The sequence below is a fragment of the Paenibacillus sp. XY044 genome (assembly GCF_002257645.1).
Lineage (GTDB): Bacteria > Bacillota > Bacilli > Paenibacillales > Paenibacillaceae > Paenibacillus_AQ.
This window is the reverse complement of sequence record NZ_NQMO01000004.1, coordinates 327574-345760: the sequence shown is the minus strand read 5'-3', so window position 1 is coordinate 345760 and position 18187 is coordinate 327574. Positions and strand designations below refer to the sequence as shown.

At 54.6% G+C, this 18187-nt stretch carries 14 protein-coding genes; 2 read left to right on the top strand and 12 right to left on the bottom strand.

The window, feature by feature from the left end; all coding sequences use genetic code 11:
- Window position 1: 1 nt before the first annotated feature.
- The 4 genes from CJP46_RS19045 to CJP46_RS19030 all read right to left on the bottom strand — a co-directional run bounded on the left by CJP46_RS19045 (window position 2) and on the right by CJP46_RS19030 (window position 7196).
- Window positions 2-1441, bottom strand: coding sequence for an ABC transporter substrate-binding protein (locus CJP46_RS19045; protein ID WP_179281228.1), 1440 nt, complete (start codon window positions 1439-1441; stop codon window positions 2-4).
- Window positions 1442-1786: 345 nt separating this feature from the next.
- Window positions 1787-3634 (bottom strand): family 43 glycosylhydrolase, encoded by a 1848-nt coding sequence (locus CJP46_RS36580; RefSeq protein ID WP_179281227.1) that lies wholly within the window; start codon window positions 3632-3634, stop codon window positions 1787-1789.
- A 355-nt stretch (window positions 3635-3989) separates the two neighbouring features.
- Window positions 3990-5387, bottom strand: a complete 1398-nt coding sequence (locus CJP46_RS19035; protein WP_094597204.1) for a family 43 glycosylhydrolase — start codon at window positions 5385-5387, stop codon at window positions 3990-3992.
- A gap of 57 nt (window positions 5388-5444) precedes the next feature.
- Window positions 5445-7196: a glycoside hydrolase family 2 protein gene (locus CJP46_RS19030; protein ID WP_094597203.1), complete on the bottom strand. Its 1752-nt coding sequence runs from the start codon at window positions 7194-7196 to the stop codon at window positions 5445-5447.
- A 177-nt stretch (window positions 7197-7373) separates the two neighbouring features.
- Here CJP46_RS19030 and CJP46_RS19025 point away from each other — a divergent pair, with 177 nt between their 5' ends.
- Window positions 7374-8288 (top strand): ArsR/SmtB family transcription factor, encoded by a 915-nt coding sequence (locus CJP46_RS19025; protein ID WP_094597202.1) that lies wholly within the window; start codon window positions 7374-7376, stop codon window positions 8286-8288.
- 64 nt (window positions 8289-8352) lie between these two features.
- On the opposite strand, the gene CJP46_RS19020 is transcribed toward CJP46_RS19025, so the two are convergent.
- The 3 genes from CJP46_RS19020 to spoVB form a co-directional block, all read right to left on the bottom strand.
- Complete coding sequence (locus tag CJP46_RS19020) at window positions 8353-9312, bottom strand: glycoside hydrolase family 43 protein (RefSeq protein ID WP_094597201.1); 960 nt, start codon at window positions 9310-9312, stop codon at window positions 8353-8355.
- Window positions 9313-9488: 176 nt separating this feature from the next.
- A complete protein-coding gene (locus CJP46_RS19015; protein WP_256992436.1) occupies window positions 9489-10289 on the bottom strand; it encodes a helix-turn-helix domain-containing protein in 801 nt (266 codons plus the stop codon).
- 254 nt (window positions 10290-10543) lie between these two features.
- Complete coding sequence (gene spoVB, locus CJP46_RS19010) at window positions 10544-12100, bottom strand: stage V sporulation protein B (protein ID WP_094597199.1); 1557 nt, start codon at window positions 12098-12100, stop codon at window positions 10544-10546.
- Window positions 12101-12407: 307 nt separating this feature from the next.
- Between spoVB and CJP46_RS19005 the strand changes: the two genes are divergently transcribed.
- The gene (locus CJP46_RS19005; protein WP_094597198.1) at window positions 12408-12596 is read left to right on the top strand and encodes a hypothetical protein; all 189 of its coding nucleotides are present in this window, start codon (window positions 12408-12410) and stop codon (window positions 12594-12596) included.
- Between the two features lie 101 nt (window positions 12597-12697).
- On the opposite strand, the gene CJP46_RS19000 is transcribed toward CJP46_RS19005, so the two are convergent.
- The 5 genes from CJP46_RS19000 to CJP46_RS18980 all read right to left on the bottom strand — a co-directional run bounded on the left by CJP46_RS19000 (window position 12698) and on the right by CJP46_RS18980 (window position 18177).
- Window positions 12698-13339 (bottom strand): TetR/AcrR family transcriptional regulator, encoded by a 642-nt coding sequence (locus CJP46_RS19000; RefSeq protein ID WP_094597197.1) that lies wholly within the window; start codon window positions 13337-13339, stop codon window positions 12698-12700.
- A 202-nt stretch (window positions 13340-13541) separates the two neighbouring features.
- Window positions 13542-14375 carry a MurR/RpiR family transcriptional regulator gene (locus CJP46_RS18995; protein ID WP_094597196.1) on the bottom strand — a complete coding sequence of 278 codons (834 nt, stop codon included), beginning with the start codon at window positions 14373-14375 and terminating at the stop codon, window positions 13542-13544.
- Window positions 14376-14440: 65 nt separating this feature from the next.
- A complete protein-coding gene (locus tag CJP46_RS18990; protein ID WP_094597195.1) occupies window positions 14441-15205 on the bottom strand; it encodes a PHP-associated domain-containing protein in 765 nt (254 codons plus the stop codon).
- Window positions 15202-16350 carry an ABC transporter ATP-binding protein gene (locus CJP46_RS18985; protein WP_094597194.1) on the bottom strand — a complete coding sequence of 383 codons (1149 nt, stop codon included), beginning with the start codon at window positions 16348-16350 and terminating at the stop codon, window positions 15202-15204. The genes CJP46_RS18990 and CJP46_RS18985 overlap by 4 nt, the downstream gene beginning before the upstream one ends.
- The gene (locus tag CJP46_RS18980) at window positions 16351-18177 is read right to left on the bottom strand and encodes an ABC transporter permease (RefSeq protein WP_094597193.1); all 1827 of its coding nucleotides are present in this window, start codon (window positions 18175-18177) and stop codon (window positions 16351-16353) included. It abuts the gene before it with no gap.
- Window positions 18178-18187: the final 10 nt, after the last annotated feature.

Below are 18187 nucleotides of genomic sequence, written 5' to 3'. Positions count from 1 at the left end.
GTCACTTCATGTTGAGTTCCTTTTTCAACTTGTCGATATCCGGCTTCAGCTTCCGGTTAATATCGTCCTCGATATTGTTCAGGGTCGTCTTGGCATCGATATTTTTGTCGATGGCTTTCAGAATATGCTCCAGCCATATCGGCCACGCCTTGCCGTCCAGCGCCGTCAATTTGCGCGGCTGAATCGATTCGGCAATTTTGTTGTACATTTCCAGGTCTTTTTGTCCGCCCAGATAGGCATTGGTATGTTCCTTGATATACTCCTTCGCGTTAATGCTGTTCCACCCAGGCTGAATGGAATGCTTAATGAACTGCTGCCATGCGTAATCCGTATGCATGAACTCTACCCATTTCCAGGCCAGGTCCTTGTTTTTCCCCTGCTTCGGAATGACGAATCCCGATCCGCCCGATCCCCAGCTGATGCCCAGCGGCGGAGCGGTTGCACGCCATTTTCCTTTCTGATCCGGGAAATTGCTTTCGATGTCCCGGGCTCCCCAGGATCCAAGCATCACCATCGCCTGCTTGCCGCTGGTCACAAGCGGTTTGCCGCCCTTGGCGTCAAACATGCCCATGTGGGGGGCAACCTTCATTTGGTTCTGGCGCTTGGTCACATCCAGCACTTTGGCAAGCTCATCCGTATTGCGGACCCAGTTCAGATCCGTATCGAAGTAGCCTACGGCATCTCCAGCCCAGTGAACCGGACCGTCCCGCCACTCCATGGCGTATTTGCCGTTGGCCGTCAACGTTTCGACGACCGTCATCCAGTTCTCCGGATCAGCCATATATTCGCCCAAAAGCTCCGGATCGCTCTCCAGGCCCAGCTCTTCAAAAATATCCGCCCGGTAATACGCAACCCCTGGCGTCACATCCCATGGGAAGGCGAGCAGTTTGCTATTGTCCATGTTCATCCAGCGAACCCAGTTGTATTCCGTCGTATCGTCTTTGAAAACGCTTGCGTTATAAGGCGCCTGCAGCAAATCTTCCAGCACGTCCCCAGCCAAATAACGAGGGAATTGCCCCTGCTCCACCTGGGATACATCGGGAGCCCCTTTGCCTGCCGCCAACGTGGTCTGGAGCTTATCATGAAGTCCGCCGAAGTCTATTTCCGTAATCTTGACCTTGATGTTCGGATAGAACTTGTTGAAGTCTTTCAACAGCGCGTCGTAAGGAGCTTTGGTCCAGGTCCAGAAGGTGATTTCTCCCTTCAGGCTTTCATCCACGACAGGTTCAGGAAACGCCGATGCTTGTTCGGCATCCTCTGCGGATGCTTCTCCCCCACTTGTTTCTTTATCTTCGTTGTTTGAAGCGGCTGCATCATCGCCCTTTTCCTGGGTGCTGCTCTGGGCTGCCGGCGGATTCGAACTCACACCGGAACTGCAGGCAGACAGAATAAAGACGGCGATGAACATCAATAGAACCCCTTTAAGCCACGCTTTCCTCATCGTAAACCTCCTCTTGGAATAACGATCCCATAGCCCTGCCAGCCCGTGTGCCATAGACGTTCACAGCGCATCGGATCATCATGTCATGACCGTTTAATCGGTCTTTCCATTATTGTAAAGGGATCATTTTTCCGAAAAAATGAACGATTTCAAAAAAAAGCTTTAATATTTTAAAACGCTTTCTTTTTTTTAAATGCGAATGGTTCCAGCAAGAGCTCAAAGGTACGGTCAGAGACAAAAAAGGACGGCTTCCAGTAACAGAAGCCGCCTTACGTTGCACGCCCGCTCAAGAATGCGGGATACGCTTTTCAGTTGATGTTCGTCCTGCCACTTCCTGCTATAACTTCAGTCCAAACGGTACAGCAGCCAAAACTGCGCGGTTCCGCCGGAAATGTCCTGCCACGTTCCTACATCCACACCGCTATTAATGCTTGCTCCGTTTACGTCAAGCGCTTTTCCCGTCTGCACATTAAACCATTTGCAGTAACCGTTGCCGGTGTCAACGAGTTTCCACTTTTGCGTATCCAAACCTTGATACTCCGATAAGCCCACTCTCCCCCAAGCGGCTGCAGGATCCATCACGGTCAGGGCTTTGCCGGAGCTTGATTTCATGAATGTATACGTTCCGTCCTCATTCAGGGCGATCTTCCAGCTCTGCGCCGCCGCTCCGTCGGAATCGTCCATCATTCGGGCCCATGACTCGTCCGGTATATTGGAGTCGGCTGCACTGAGAGCTTTGCCGCCATTCGGGTTAATCAGTTTATACTCGGCTCCAGGCTTAATCGAGAATGTGTTGCTGCCAGCGAGTTCAATATAGTCGATGTCAATGGCATGTTTGCTTTTCGCAAATTCAATGACGTTGTCGTAGCCTTTCTTCAACTCGACCTGGACCGAAGCCGTTGCATATTGCTTGCTTCCCGTGTGAGGCAATGCCACTGCCACGGCAGGTTTACCGTTCACCGATACCAATTCCGAGGCATCGGGACCTGCGGTGTTCGAATATCTAATGTTTAAAGTATAGCTCCCCTCTTCCGGCACAATGACATCCTTGATCGATAAGGAGCTGTTCGTGTTATTGAGCCGTACGGCTTTGCCGCCGGATGCGCCTTCCTCATCCTTTATTAATGCTTTGGCCGGTGTTCCGTGTTCCGCTTCAACCCGATAATCGCCGGACGGTACCGCAAGTGGACCGTTTGTCGGAATTCCAAAGTTTGGGGAACCATCGTTATTCCAGGTAAATGGCTGTACTCTGGTCGGCCGGGCGCCGCAGCCTTGGCCTGGTCCGCTGTTGCCGTGGTACACGATTAGATCTTGCGTTCCGTCCTTGGATGGAACAAAAGAGTTGTGTCCAGGGGCGTAGACGCCATTTTCCGGCGACTGAGCGAAGACCGGCTGCTCGCTCTTCGTCCACGACGCGGGACTCAGCAAGTCGCTTGTATCATCCGCTGTCAGGATGCCAAGCGAATAGCCATCTTCCCAGCAGGCGCTTGCGGAAAAGACGAGGAATATTTTCCCTTGATTTTTTAATATGACAGCGCCTTCATTTACAGGCATGCCTTTCATTTCCCAATCGTATTCGGGCTTGGTCAGAATGCTGCTGTCTCCGTCCAGCGTCCACGGATTCGACATGGGTGCGATGGCGATCGCGCTGCCGTGGCTGCCCGACCAATCCCCATATGCCGCATACAAGAAGTATAGCCGGCCATTATGGTCGAATACGGTGCCGTCCAATCCCGCATACTGTGTATTCAGCTTGCCTTTGTCTGTCCAGCTGCCCTGCAAAGGATCCGGGGAATCGTTCTCCAGGACGTATACACCCCGGCAGTTATCGCCGCAGCCGGTATTCGCCGTATAGTAGATGTACCATTTGCCGCCGATATTGTGAATTTCAGGTGCCCAGATGTCTTTTAAGCCGGCAGGCGGAGTCCATACCGTTTTCCGTTCTCCCAGATCCATCGCTGTCAGTGATCTGGATTTCCAAATATCCAATCGGTTGCCTAACGTGCGTGTAAAGTAATAGTACCCATCCGAATGCAGCATCACGTACGGATCCGCTCCAGCCGTATTGATCGGATTCGAATAGTTCGTCGTTGATGCGGCCGACGTGGGGTAAGCCCCAAAAGAAGTCCATGCTAGCACAAATAGAAGCATAAGCGATGTTAGTTTGAAACCGATTCCTTTCGCAGCATACATTGTTTCAGCACCTCCGGTATGTATTATTTTTTGATCGCGATCATATCAAAAATTATAGGCCATGCAAGGCGTATAAAGTTCCCGAAAGCGGCATACTTCTGCCGGACAAATAAGCATAAGATAAACCGGATTCGACGGTCAAAAGCAAGAAAAACGTCGATCGACGTACATTCATAGAAGACAGACCGCGTTTAGAGGAATGTTTCTTGCGAGATAAGAAAGCCCGAATCCCCGAATTTTATACTTATCAACCCAAAGGGCCGGCTCAGGAATGAGCCGGCCCTTTTATATGGATCCTTTTACAGCGATAAGCCCCGATTAAGTTTAGCCCTTGATTACGTACAAATCCATGAACCTATTTGGCCGGCTTGATGTCAAAAAAGTCGATTTCCCCGTAGCCTGCGCCCTTGGTGAAGCGGATGGTGTTGCTGCCCGCATGGAGCTGAATGCGCGCCGTGGACAATCCCCAGTTCTCCCAGCCTTTATTCGTGATGTAAAAGGGGCTCGGCATGCCCGAATTGACGGCCAGCTGAAGATGGGACCAGTCCCCTCCGGCCGTTCCGTTCGCGGTTCGCGCCATCAATATATACTCGCCGGCCTTCGGCACCTTCACGGCATATTCCACGTAGCTGTCTTGCGTATCGATATGTCCGGCCTTCATGCCGCCCGATCCGTTCGGACTTTGCGAAGCGTACGCCGCTCCGCCGAACGTCCCTTTTTCCCCCTCGATGCGGATGTGCCCCGCTTCGCCGGAAGGCAGTGGAATCGGGATATTGGGATCGGCCGGTACGCCCAGATTTGGCGTATGGTCGGCATTCCACGTAAATTTCTGCATGCGGATCTCCCGGTTCCAACCGGCCCCGCTGAATTTGGCCGTATGGTACACGATCCAGTCCTCGTTTCCGTCGGGGGATTGGGTAAACGAATGATGTCCCGGTCCATAAAGACCGTTTCCGGACGCGAAGATCGGCTGGCTGCGTTTCGTCCAAGAGGCCGGATTCAGCAAATCGCTTGAAACGCTGGCCGTAATGAGACCGAGGCAGTAATCGTTCGTCCAGCTACCGCTCGCCGAGTACACCAGGCTGATGACGCCGTCCCGCACGGCAACCTGCGGGCCCTCGTTGACATAAGGCGTGTGGTTGGTTTCCCACGGGTAGGATGGCCTGGAAATTTCAACGCGGTTCGAGTCGATCGTCCAAGGATTACTCATATGGGCGATGTACAGGTTTTGACTCACGTTGACATCCCCCTCCCAGCCCGACCAAATAAAGTAGAGCTGTCCGCCTGCCTGCAGTACGGTGCCGTCAATGGCCCATTTATTTTCCTTGTCGGTGATCTGCCCTTTGTCCTGCCAGGTTCCCTGCGTCGGGTCCGCCGACGTATTTTCCATCACGTACATGCGATGATTCACGTTGTCGCCGTCATCCTTGGCGTAATAGATATACCAAGCCCCGTCAATATAATGAAGCTCGGGAGCCCATATATTGCAGCAGCCCGTTTCGACGACCTTGGTCGGAGCGGCGTCGATCGTCGTCAACTCGGCCGATTTCCAAATCGTTACGTTGCCGCCCGTCGTTTTCGTGAAATAGTAAAAGCCGTCCGTATGCTTGTAAACCCAGGGGTCCGCTCCATCCTGCATGACGACGTTATAAAAATTGTTCCGGCTGGAAGCCGCGTCCGTGACCTGCCCCATAGGGACGAGCAGCAGCATGCATAACGCAAGCAGCAGCGGATTACGCACTATAGCCTTCATGTACAGGCATCCTCCTCTTCGGGAATATAAATTCATACCGTAACCTTGGCCCAAACTTTAATCTTCAATGGCCGCTTTGCGGGAATTGATACGTCGGATCACTTCCGGATCAAACTTCTGGCGTCTGTCGTAGGTGTACAGCCCGTTTACCTCCTGTTCCACGTCATACAGCTGGGTATAACAAAATCCGAACATCATCGGGTGCTCCAGCAGAGTGCTCGTCAGCCCTTCGTACCGCTTAAGGAACGCCTCCTCGGATGTCGGCCGGTCGCCGTATCCCCAAGCCTTGTCGTCCTTCTGGTCGGGGTTCCACCAAATGCCGCCGTATTCGCTGATGAAATAAGGCTGCCCGCCGTACGTCTGCCGGCCCGGAAACGTGTTATACACCTCTCCGCCCGTTTTCATCGGTTCGTATCTGGCCCGGAACGTCTCCGGATTCTGATCGTAATCATGCAGATCGAAGATATCGGTCACGACGTGGAAGTTGCCGCTGGTATCGATCACCGGGCGCGTCGGATCCAGCCGTTTCGTCGTCTCGTACACGATGCGCAGCACCTCGTTATCCTGCTTGGCGCCGTCCCGGTCCCAGGTTTCGTTGAACGGGCACCAGCCGATGATCGCCGGATGATTGTAATCCCGCTCCACGCCTTCCAGCCATTCAGGCAAAAACCGCGGCAAGCTTGTGGTCGTCGTAATATCCAGCCCCCAGTTGGCATGCTCTCCCCAGACGAGGTACCCCAGCCGGTCGGCCCAATACAAGAAGCGCGGTTCGAACATTTTCTCATGAAGTCTGGCGCCGTTGAATCCGAGGCCCAGCGAAATTTCGATATCCTTCCGAAGATCCTCGTCCGTAGGTGCGGTATAGACGCCGTCCGGATAAAAGCCTTGATCCAGCACGAGCCGCTGGAACACAGACTTTTCATTGATCCTAAACGCCATGCCGTCCAGCCGCACGGTCCGAAGGCCGAAATACGAATCGACCGCATCGGCTTCTGCCTGGCCTGGCCGTTCGAGCGACAGTTTCAGGTCATACAGCCGGCCGTGGCCTGCCTCCCATAAATGGACTTCCGATACAGGCACGGTCACCTTGACGCATGGCCCTTGCACCACTGCCGCGGCCTCGCCGACCTCTTTACCGTCATAGAAGGCGGACGCTTTCAACTGCGCTCCGGCGGTATTTCCACTGACCTTCACTTCCAGATGCACGCATGCATTGGCCGGATCGGCCACCACCTTCATGTCCGAGAGATAGGTTTCCGGGACCTGCTCCAGCCATACCGTCTGCCAAATGCCCGTCGTGCGCGTATAGTCGCAGCCATGCGAATGGAAACGCCCACTCTGCTTGCCGCGCGGCTGGCTTCCCGAGCGGACGTCATCCTCTGCATAGACGGTCACCACGTTGGTGCCTTCCGTGACATGCGGGGTAATATCGAAGCTGAACGAGGAGTACCCGCCGCGATGCGTGCCGACAGAGGTTCCGTTCACCCACACCTCGGTCTCGTAGTCGACCGCGCCGAAGTGAAGCAGAATCCTGCCGCCGTTCCAATCCTTCGGCAAGGTAAATTCCCGCTTATACCAAACGGCGGCCATGAAGTCCTTATATTCCACGCCGGACAGCTTGCTTTCCGGACAAAACGGAACGGTGATCGCTCCTTCGAGCGCATGCTCCGGCTGTTGGTATCCGCGCTCTTTCCCGCTCTTGCCGTGATCGATTTCGAATTGCCACGCGCCGTTCAAATTCAGCCAGCGGTCTCGCACCCATTGCGGACGCGGGTATTCGGGGCGGGGGATATTGATGTTCGATTCCATGGAAAAATCTCCTTTTCGGGTTGATTTTTAGTTAACTAATGGGTTAATAATTAATCATCAAATTCTCACATAGATATTAAAATACCCGCTATATTTAGTCAATGATTTTATTGTTTAGTTAATCATTTGGTTATACAATAGATAAATAACACCTATATGACCGAATCGGGGGCCTCTATGGAAATCAAGGTAAACCTAGAAAATTTGCCGTTGTTCGTTGCATTGGCATCGGAAACGCGCATTCGGATGATCGAAATGCTCGGTAAAGAAAACCTCAATATCAAGGAAATGGCGCAAAAGCTGAATCTCTCCTCCGCCATCGTGACCAAACATGTACAGCAGCTGGAGGAAGCAGGCATTCTCCGTACGGAAATTACCGCGGGCAAGCGCGGCATGCAGAAGCAGTGCTCTCTTCATCTGAAGCAGGCATCGCTGGTGTTCAAAACCGATGCCGTCCGGCCGCCCGAGCCTCATCAGGACGGCTATGACGTAGACATTCCCGTCGGGCAATACTCCAGCTGCCAAGTCAAGCCCACCTGCGGGCTCGCTTCCGAAACCAAGCTGATCGGCATGCGCGACGACCCGCGGTATTTCGCCGAGCCCGAGCATGTCAAAGCCCAGCATATTTGGTTCGCCAGCGGCCATGTGGAGTACCGCATCCCGAACTACGTATCCGGCAAAAACAGCATCAGCGAGCTGAGCATCTCCTTGGAAATCGGCTCGGAAGCACCCGGCTTCGCCGAAGATTGGCCGTCGGACATTACGTTCCAGCTCAATGACGTTCCCGTGTGCGTCTGGACTTCTCCGGGCGATTTCGGCAGTGTACGCGGGAAGCTGAACCCTTCGTGGTGGGATCCTGGAAGCTCCCAGCACGGTCTGCTGAAAACGCTGCTGGTGACCTCCTCCGGTACGTATATGGACGGCGTACGGATGTCAGATATATCGATACAGGATATTCCGATCCTGCCCAGAGAAGAGATCCGGTTTCGCATCTTGTCGCCGGAGGGTGCGAGAAATGCCGGCGGCGTCAGCTTGTTCGGCAAGCATTTCGGCAACTACGGGCAGGACATTCAAGTCCGCATCCGTTATTAAGCAAAAGGCTCTGGCCAAACGGCCATGTTTTTTTCGAACATGCCGCTTAGTCTGAGCCTTTGTTTTATTCCTCTCCAGATGGCACGGGGAGATAATGCGTATCGCTCCAGGGAACTCCAAAATCAGGCGTACCATCAGGGTTCCAAGTGAATTTCTGGATACGCGTCGAGCGGAGGCTCGTATCGGAGCCGGGTGCAGGAAGCGCATGATAGACGATCCAGTCCTCCTGATCATCCGGAGACTTTGTAAAGCTGTTGTGGCCTGTTGCATATACTTTATTTTCTACACTTTTGTGAAATACGGGCTGCATCGATTTTTGCCATGAAGAAGGATCCATCGGATCGGCATCTTCATTCATCGTGAGCATGCCTAGGGCATAATCCTCAGACCAGGTGGTACTGGCCGAATAAACCAGAAAAATCCGGCCGTTGCGATGCAGCGTGACGGGACCTTCATTAATCGCCATTCCGCCTTGTTTTTCCCATGCGAGTGTCGGGGCAGTAAGCAGGTGATGTTCCCCTGTCAATGTCCAAGGGTCGGCCATTTGAGCAATATATATCGCGGATCCATAATCGGGGAAATTTCCATAACCGGCATACAGGAAATAGAGCTGGTTCCGTACCGTCATCACGGTGCCGTCCAATCCAGGGACAGGAGTCTCCAGCGCCCCTTTCCAGCTCCACTCGCCTTCCAAGGGATCAGTATTTTCGTTCTCCAGTACACATATCCGGCGTGATTCGTCTCCTCCCCCATCGTTAGCTGTATAGTAGATATACCATTTGTTATTCAAATAGTGTATTTCCGGCGCCCATAAATTGTAGCTATAGGGACCTTCCGGTTCGGGAGTCCATATGGTCTTCTTCCGCCCCCAGACCATGCCGGTCAAGCTGGAAGATTGGGTAAGTTCCAAGCAGCCTGACCTTGTTGCCATAAAGTAGTAACTGCCATCTGTGTGCTTGAGCACCCAAGGATCGGCAGCCTTTGCTACGATTGGATTGCAAAACGTCTTCGTTTTGTTGGACATCTTCTCACTCCTTTTCCCTGAACAGAGCCAGTCATACCTATTATCCGGTACAATCCTGGAACTAACAATTGTGAAAACGGTTTACTATCCACGCAAAAAAAGGAATTACCAAATCGGTTTCGACGGACGAAAAAAGAGAACCGTCCTGCTGAACGGTCCTCTCGTCATCATTCTATTCATTGACTCTGCTTACGCCATTCAAATGGGGTAACTCCCGTCGATTTGATAAAGAATTCATAAAACCGGCTGGATGAGGTAAAGCCGACCTCTGAGGCGATCGAATCGATCGCCTTGTTCGATTGCTGTAACAGCCGTTTGGCCTCCATCAATCGAAGGTGGATGATATATTGCTTCGGCGAGACACCGATCGATTCCGTAAATTTCTTCCGAAGGTTGCTTTCGGAAAGAAAATGGCGCGCTGCCAGTTCATTGACTGTTATTCGAGTATGATAGCTGCTGTGAATTTCTTTTAACACTTTTTCTATGACCCCATGATGGACATCTGCTGTAAGGACCGCCGATTCTCTATTACGCTGGAATACCAGCAGTGCCGTCTCAAAGGCAATCCTCATGATGTTGTGGGTGTCGATCGTTTTCCTTTCGGCGTTCCATTCTTTCTCCAACTGATAAAAACAAATTTCCACCCAGCGCGCATCGTCAGCGTGGAGATGGCTGCTTCGGATCCGCTGCGATTCACTCTCCGCTTCATGAAAGAGGTATTGGCAGTGGACCGGAAGCTGATCATGAAGGAAATGAACGGAAACGCCTTTCCACGGTTTCGTACACACGAAGCCATGATGAAGCCCGGAAGGGATAAGGATCAGGTCGCCGGAAGCCACCTTGATATTCTGTTCGGAAGAGCTGTAGTATCCATCCCCTTCCAAAATAAGCGTTAATTCATCATACTCATGGGAATGCGACATGAAGAGGCCCTCACCTTGCCCTGCTTGAAAAGTGTGAGGTTTAAAGCGCTCCATACTGACCACAAAACTCTTTTCACGGTTTCCCAAGGTTTACATCCTCTTTCCCTCGATGCTTCTTTCTCCTTTTCATTCTATGAAGTCCTTCACGCCCCGTCAATAATGCCGCCTATCGATTCCAATATATCACATTATAAAAAATGCACCTTTCAATCGGTCAGATGAGCACGAGAAATCGGTTCATTTGATCCTATTGAAAGATGCATATGCGAGTACACGATTCCCCTTCTGTAAAGGGGAGACTTAGCCTCTTAGGACACCGGAATCGTCGGCGCCTTCGGCCGGCTGCGTAAAGCCCGGGTCGCCTGCAGGGTGACGGCATACACGAGCAGCGATACAAGAATGGCCCCAAGCAGCACTGCCGTCGCCCCCAGCTGAAAATGCTGCTCCAGGAAACGATGCGCAGCCAGCCCCGTCACCGTCATGATGACCCCTCCGATGCCCGCCTTGATTACGATGCGGAAGTCAAAATAAAAACCGATCGAGCCCGCCACCGCATAGAAATTGAGCACGGTCAGCATCAGGATGCCGAGTCCGAATGCGAGCGCAACGCCGCGGATCCCCAGGTTCGAACCGAGTACGAAGATCAGGCTGACTTCGAAAATGTTGGTCATGATATGGTTCCACATCACGGTGGACGCTTTGCCAAGTCCCAGCAAAATCGCCTTCAGCGGCGCTTCGAAATAGTGAAGGAAAAAGAGCGGTGCCAGCAGCTGCAGCAGCACGCCCGCTTCCGGCGAATGGTACACGACGGTCGTCAGCGGTACCGCCCACATGTACAGGATGACGGTGCAGGGCACGCCGACCAGAAGCCCCGTGCGCATCGCCATGTCCATGCGGCTGTGCATGAGCCGGGTGTCGCTCTCCGCGCTGGCCTCGCTGATCGCCGGGATCAGCGCCGTCGACAGCGACTGGGTGAAGAAGCCCGGGAGGAACAGCAGCGGAATGGCGTACCCCGCAAGCATACCGAACTGCTTCGTGGCCATCTCCACACCGACACCGGCCAGAACGAGGCTCTTCGTAATGACGAGCGGCAGAAACGCATGATAGATGGAATGGATAAAGCCGCTGCCGGTCATCGGCAGGCCGATGCGCAGCAGGTCCCGCAGCGTGCGGTCCCCCCTGAGCGGTACGCTTGGGGCAAACCGCCGCTGTTCCTTCGGTTTCCCGCGGTTCGCCCATTTGAACACGGAGAACAAATAGAGCAGGCCGACGGCTTCACCGATCACCGAAGCCCCCATGGCCCCCGCTGCGGCATAGGCGATGCCGTAAGGCAGCAGCATGTTGACGACGCCGATGATGACGATGATCTGCGCCACATTTTCCAGAACGTCGGATAAGGCGAGCGGGTTCATGTTCTGCCGGCCGCGGAAATAGCCCTTCAGCACCGCGGACATGGCGATAATCGGGATGATCGGCGTAATCGCCACCATCGCATAATATGCGCGCTGGTCGGCCAGCACGATCGAAGCGATCCACTTCGAGCCGAACAGAGCGGCCAGCGTCAGCACGACGCTGAGCGTCCCCGTCACCGACAACGAGACGGCGAGAATCCGTTTAATCCTCGCCTCGTCCCCTTTGACTTCCGCCTCGGACACCAGCTTCGAAATCGCAATAGGCAGCCCGAGCTCGGTCATCGTAATAAACAGCGGAAGCAGCGGATGGGCGATCATCAAGAGCCCTACCCCTTCCGCTCCCAGAAAACGCGCCAGCACAATGCCGTTCACAAACCCAAGCCCTTTGGTAAAAAAGGACGACAGGGTCAAAACGAACGTTCCACGGATAAAGCTTTGCTTGTTTAATCCCATTGGTCACATCCCACCCACTGTTTGTCCTGATCTCTCTTTTATAAGCGTATTCGGACAAGGGGCAATACATGCAGACAAACATGGCGTAAAGGTTTGGACAACACACAATTTCTTACTACGTAATATTTGATTAACTAAATTATTATAAATCAGTTTACCTAGTATTCGTCTTGCTTTATACTTGGAAATAACCGTGCAAGCAAGAAGCCGGAATGAAAGAAAACAAATTTGCTTTTAGGGAAAATGGCCGCAGGCAGGGAAAAAGCAGTCATCCGTTAAAAAAACAGCTGCGAACAGGAGAAGGATAATGATGATTTGTCACAAGAAACCTAAAGGGCTGACGATGGGAATCGGCATGCTCCTTGTCGCCATCGTATTGTATCGGCTCGCTGAATCAGTGGAAACCCAGGTCATCATCCTGTCAGTGATATTGCTAAGTTGGCTGGCTTATGAGCTTGGACTTTGGTGGTTTGAACAAACTCAAGGCAAAGAGTAACCATAACGAAGAGAATGGATTGTATTGTCCCATCCGCCAAATATCAAAAAAATCCGTCACCACAAAGGGGACGGATTTTTCGTCTTGTTCAATACGGCTTTTTAATACGAAATTTTTTGGATCGTCTGCAGAAGCAGCTCTTCCATCTCAGCATCATCTGCGGAATCCAGCCTTTCTGGGACAAACAGCTGGTATTTCTTCATCTTATAAAATTCAAACAGCGCCTGCCTCAGCGAGAAGTCATGCCTTACGGCGAACAAAGGCTCTACAATATGGCGGAGCATGAGATCGTCTTGAACGACGGATAAGGTTGAATTAATCGGATGAAAGACCTTTTTCTCTATACCGGCCTCATAAAACCGGCGCAGATTCCGGTGGCGCTCCATGTCTGCTGTGCCCAGCCTGTCGTATAGAACGGGGTATACCCCCTTGAGATCCTCCAGCAGGATATCGGGCATATACAGCACACATTGCAAAGATTGGATGTATAGCATGTGGAACCTCTTGCCCCATGAGAGCTCCTCATTTTGCAATTGGACGTCCGCATTTTGCAGAAATACGATGCAGTGATCCACAAACATTTCGATGATTTCGTCTTTGCATGAAAAGTACTTGTACAGCGTCACTTTGCTGATATCCATGTGACGGGCCATATCGTCCATATTGATCGTGCTGAACTTGCTCTTTCTCAACACAGGCTTGATCTTCTCAAGGAATAGATTTTTGTTCTCAATCTTTTTCATGATGGCCTCCGAACGCTTAATATCCCTATTATATCATAATGAACTCCTTTCATTCCGTGTAACCCATTTATATAAAAAGAACTAAGTTAACCATTTTCAAATCATACAGTTAAACAAAATAAAGGCGACCGAACGGAATCGGCCGCCTCTTCCACACACGAATCATATCCTTAAACCACACGAAAAAAGCTGCCAAGCGGCTCTAGACCCGCTTTGGCAGCACCTTCTGATATCTGCGCCGCAGCTCGTGCAGCTCCTCGCTTCCTGCAACCGCCCGCTCCTCCATCTGCTTGCCGACCGCCACGATCAGCGTCTCGAGCAAGGCCACCGGCGCCACCATGGAGTGGAACTCCCACAGCTGGCCGCGTGCGGTGTACAGGGCCGCATCGGCCTTCTCCAGCATGCCGCTCACCGCAAGATCGGTGACAAGCAGCGTACGGTAGCCCTTGACCTTGGCGTGATCCAGCAGCACCGACAGCTCCGGCGACTCGGACACGAAGCCGAAGATGACGATGACATCCTGCGGCTGCACATGCACCAGCAGGTTAAACAGCTCATGCCCGCCCCGGTCGAGCCGCTTGACCCGCATGCCGAACCGCGTCAGCCGGAAATCGGTCAGTGCCGCCAGGCTCTCCGCGGAGCCGGGCCCGTAGATGTACACGGTCCCCGCTTCACGCAGCAGCGACGCCGCCCGGTCAAACGCCTCCTGGCTGAGCCGGTCGGCCGTCTGCTGCAAATAATCCGCGCCGACCAAGAGGCTTTGTGCCGCGTCGTTCTCGTTCATTTTTGAAAACGCCGACTGCAGTTTCTGCGAAGGGGACAGCAGCATTTCGTCCTTCACCTTCTGCTTGAATTCCTTCAGGTTCCTGCACCCCACCTCGGACCAGAACCGCGACACCGTCGATGTGCTCACCTGGCAGGCGGCCGCGATATCCTCCTCCACCATAAACGGGATGTCTTCCATATGCTTGCTGATATAATCCGCGATCCGCTGGTGTCCGCGGGACAGCTTATGGCCTTCCAGCGCCAGATTCATGGTCTTGCCACCTCTCTATAGCGTGATGAATGATCAACAACCTTAACGATTTATGGGATGAACCGTTACATAGCTTCTACTTCGACTTTCTTCTTCAGCAGCTTCTTCACCGCGCCTGCCGCTCTCACCTGCAAATGCAGGCTCGGGGAAATAACCCGTTTGCAAGCCCCCGCCCGGATGGCCTCCTTCAACTCGGCGACGGTTTCGTAATCGCCCGGCAGCGCGTTGTACACACAGCCGACCTGGAACATTTGGTGGGCGTCGCTGCCTGCCACGACCGGCACGCCAAGCTCCGCGCCGAGCGGCAGCACCAGGGCGATATTCTCCTGGATGCCGATCTCGTGCAGGTCTTTGCCGTTCAGGTCGAACGCGTCAAACCGGCGCAGCAGCTCCCGGTCCACATGGCACAGATGGTTGGATTCCCGGAATGGGTGGCCGCCGATCACCATCATGCCCCGCGGCTCGCACAGCTCGAACAGCTCGGCAAGCCCGATGAACGAACCGGCCGCCGTATGCGGCTCCAGCAGATCGCGGATTTCGAGCAGGGAATCCTTGGGCCCGGAGACGAGAATATGCCCGCCCTCGGCTACGTCTACTTCCATGCCCGTGAATATTTTAAACCCGTCGCGGTCGTAGTAGTGGTTGTTGCAAGGCAGCATCCGGTCGAGCGTTCCGTAGACCTCGGCGAAGCGGCGCGTATTAAAATGCTCGGTCAGCGTGATCGCCTGCAAGCCCTGATCGATGGCTTCATCCAGCATCTCGTTGAAGTGGTCCATGGAGAAATCGGTTTTCTTGGACAATTTAACATGAAAGTGAAAGTCAATATTCATCGGTGTATTTCCTCCAATATGGGTGTAATGGTCGTCACGCCGGTCTCCAGGCGTCTGCCCGTCTCCCGGTCGTACAGGTTGATGCGTTCTTCGCGGAAGGACGCGTGCAGCATGCGGCCCGGCGCGTAATCCGGGTCGCCGATGACCCGCGCGCCCAGCTTTTCCTGGCCGAAGGCCACCCTCACCAGCGTCTCGCCTCCGGCGGGCAGCACGTCCTCCACCTTCACCGGGATGGAACCGGCGGTGCGGGTCTCGTGCAGCACGACGTCTTCCGGCCTCAGGGTCAGGATGACCGCTCCCGCTTCACCCGCTCCGCCGCCCATTCCCGCCAGCCGGAAGCTCCCGAGCGCCGTGCTGACGGTGCATTCGCCTTCGCTTGTGCGGCACACGCCCTCCACCCGGTTCAGCGGATGGTCCGAGCTGCCCATGAAATCCGCCACCTGCAGCGTTCGCGGGTGGCGGTACAGCTCACGCGGCGTATCCGCCTGCACCAGCTCGCCGCCAAAAAATACCGCGACCTTCGTCGACAGCGTGATCGCCTCATGCTGGTCATGCGTCACGTAGACGATCGTCGTGCCCAGCTCGCGGTGCAGCCGCTTCAGCTCGGCGCGCATCTCCGTCCGCAGCTTGGCGTCCAGGTTCGAGAGCGGCTCGTCGAGCAGCAGGATCGACGGGGACGTCACGATCGCCCGGGCGATCGCCACCCGCTGCTGCTGCCCGCCGGACAGCTCGCCGGGATACCGGTCCGCCAGCTCGGGGATGCGCATTTTGTCCAGTGCCGCCATGACGCTCTTGCGGATCTCGGCCTTCGGTTGTTTGCGCACCTGCAGGCCAAAAGCTACGTTGTCAAAAACAGTCATATGCGGCCACAGCGCATAGCTCTGAAACACCAGGCTCACGCCCCGCTTGGCGGGATCCAAATGGTAAGCCAGACCGCCGTCGGCCACCTTGTTCCCGGAGATGACGACCGTTCCTTCGTTCAGTTTCTGCAGGCCGGCGATCGTGCGGAGCAGGGTCGTCTTGCCGCAGCCCGACGGGCCGAGCAGCGTCACGAAATCCCCCTCCTCGACGGTCAGGTCGATGCCTTTTAAAATATGCTTCTGCTGCACATGCACATGAATCTGCCGCAGTTCAATCGCGTTCATTCATTGCCCTCCCAATCCTTTGGTCAAATCGGCCTTGCCGAACTTCACCGCAAGCGCATAGACCGCCACGACGATCGCGATTATGATCATCAGCACGACGTTGGTGAGCTGGTCATACCCTTTTTCCACATAATAAAAGGTGAGCGTCGTCAGCGTCTCCGTCCGCGGCGTCACGAGCATGATGATCAGCTCCATCTCCTTCATCGCTCCGATGAACACGAGGATAAAGGCGGACAGCAGGCTCTTGCGGCTGAGCGGCAGCAGCAGGCGCCGAAAGCGCGTGAACCAGGAGGCACCGCCAAGCACGGCCGCTTCCTCGAGCTCCGGGCCGATCTGCATCATGGCGGCGCCGCCTGCCTTAACGGTAAAGGGCAGCTCCTTGACCACCGTGATCAAAATAATGATCGTAATGGTGCCGTACAGCGCCGGAATGAACAGCACCGGCTTCGCAAACATCGTAATATAAATCGCCGCGAGCGAGATGCCCGGGATAAAATACGGGAAAAACGACAACTGATCCACCAGCTTGCCCATAACCGTGTTTTTGCTGCGGGCGACCGCATAACCGAACAGAAGTCCGATGACCGCGGCCGCAACCGAGGCGATGCCGGCGATGATCAGCGAATTTTTCAGCGCGAGCAGGAAAATCGGGTTCTGCAGCACCCCCTTCTCACCGGTATTGATGCCCGGGTCTGAGCCGCCCGCCCAGTAATGAAGCGTGAAGTTGTTCGGGCTGAGCGAGCCGTTCTTCAGCAGGAACGTCTGCAGCAGCAGCACGATAAAAGGCACGACCGCAACCAGCACCATGCCGGCCGCCGTCCCCACCGCCGCCGGAAGCCGCCATTTGCCGAGCGGCACATGCGTCACCGCGCTGCCCTTGCCCGTCACCGTCACGTAGCTGCGCCGGCCGCCAAGCAGGCGCTGGTTAAAATAGATCGCCAGCACGGTAATTAGCATCAGCGTCAGCGACAGCACGTTTGCCTCGGTTGTCAGCCGCGACCGCATGCTGGAATACAGCATCGTCGATATCATGTAGAAGTTCACCGGGGTGCCGAGCAGCGCGGGCACGCCGTAGGAACTGACCGCCTTCGTAAAGATCAAAATGAATCCCGACAGCACCGACGGCAGCATCAGCGGAAACACGATCCGGCGCAGCACCTGCATCCGCCCCGCGCCGGCCATTTCGGCCGCCTCTTCCAGCTGGCTGTTCATTGAGCTGAGCGCCGCGCCCACGAGCAGAAAGAAGTACACGCTATCGTGGATCGACAGGGTCAGCACGATCGGCACGAAGCCGTATGCCAGCCAGTCCGGCGGCGCCACATGCAGCACCGACTGCAGAATGCCGGGCGTACCGCCGATTTTGCCGTTTTTGAAAAAGGTCAGCCACGCCTGGGACAGCATCCATGACGGCAGCAAGTACGGGATGATCGCCAGAAACGTAATCGTCTTCTTGAGCGGAACGTCCGTCCGCGTCACGAGCCAGGCCAGCCCGCAGCCGAAAACCATGGACAGCGCCGAGACGGTCACCCCCACCGACAGCGCGTTCAGCACCGGCTTGTAGAAGAGAGACCAGCTCATATCGCTTGCCAACACGCGGCTCCAGTGGTACAGCGTCAGGTGCCCCGGGTCCGCCGCGGGCGTTAGCCGGGCGTCCTGGGTTTTCCAAACGAACGTCGACCAGATCAGGTTCAAAACCGGCCAGACGATGGTATACGCCAGAAACAGAAGGGCCGCCGCCCCGATCAGGTACAGCGGATTCCGCAGCGCGTCCCGGCACCGGTTCAGCCACCTTGCTTGCCGTGTATTCAGCACGGACTTATGCAGCATCCCGTTTTCC

Coding starts and splice junctions, on each gene's coding strand:
- CJP46_RS19045 (WP_179281228.1), bottom strand. CDS start 1,441: ATGAGGAAAGCGTGGCTTAAAGGGGTTCTATTGATGTTCATCGCCGTC.
- CJP46_RS36580 (WP_179281227.1), bottom strand. CDS start 3,634: ATGTATGCTGCGAAAGGAATCGGTTTCAAACTAACATCGCTTATGCTT.
- CJP46_RS19035 (WP_094597204.1), bottom strand. CDS start 5,387: ATGAAGGCTATAGTGCGTAATCCGCTGCTGCTTGCGTTATGCATGCTG.
- CJP46_RS19030 (WP_094597203.1), bottom strand. CDS start 7,196: ATGGAATCGAACATCAATATCCCCCGCCCCGAATACCCGCGTCCGCAA.
- CJP46_RS19025 (WP_094597202.1), top strand. CDS start 7,374: ATGGAAATCAAGGTAAACCTAGAAAATTTGCCGTTGTTCGTTGCATTG.
- CJP46_RS19020 (WP_094597201.1), bottom strand. CDS start 9,312: ATGTCCAACAAAACGAAGACGTTTTGCAATCCAATCGTAGCAAAGGCT.
- CJP46_RS19015 (WP_256992436.1), bottom strand. CDS start 10,289: ATGGAGCGCTTTAAACCTCACACTTTTCAAGCAGGGCAAGGTGAGGGC.
- spoVB (WP_094597199.1), bottom strand. CDS start 12,100: ATGGGATTAAACAAGCAAAGCTTTATCCGTGGAACGTTCGTTTTGACC.
- CJP46_RS19005 (WP_094597198.1), top strand. CDS start 12,408: ATGATGATTTGTCACAAGAAACCTAAAGGGCTGACGATGGGAATCGGC.
- CJP46_RS19000 (WP_094597197.1), bottom strand. CDS start 13,339: ATGAAAAAGATTGAGAACAAAAATCTATTCCTTGAGAAGATCAAGCCT.
- CJP46_RS18995 (WP_094597196.1), bottom strand. CDS start 14,375: ATGAATCTGGCGCTGGAAGGCCATAAGCTGTCCCGCGGACACCAGCGG.
- CJP46_RS18990 (WP_094597195.1), bottom strand. CDS start 15,205: ATGAATATTGACTTTCACTTTCATGTTAAATTGTCCAAGAAAACCGAT.
- CJP46_RS18985 (WP_094597194.1), bottom strand. CDS start 16,350: ATGAACGCGATTGAACTGCGGCAGATTCATGTGCATGTGCAGCAGAAG.
- CJP46_RS18980 (WP_094597193.1), bottom strand. CDS start 18,177: ATGCTGCATAAGTCCGTGCTGAATACACGGCAAGCAAGGTGGCTGAAC.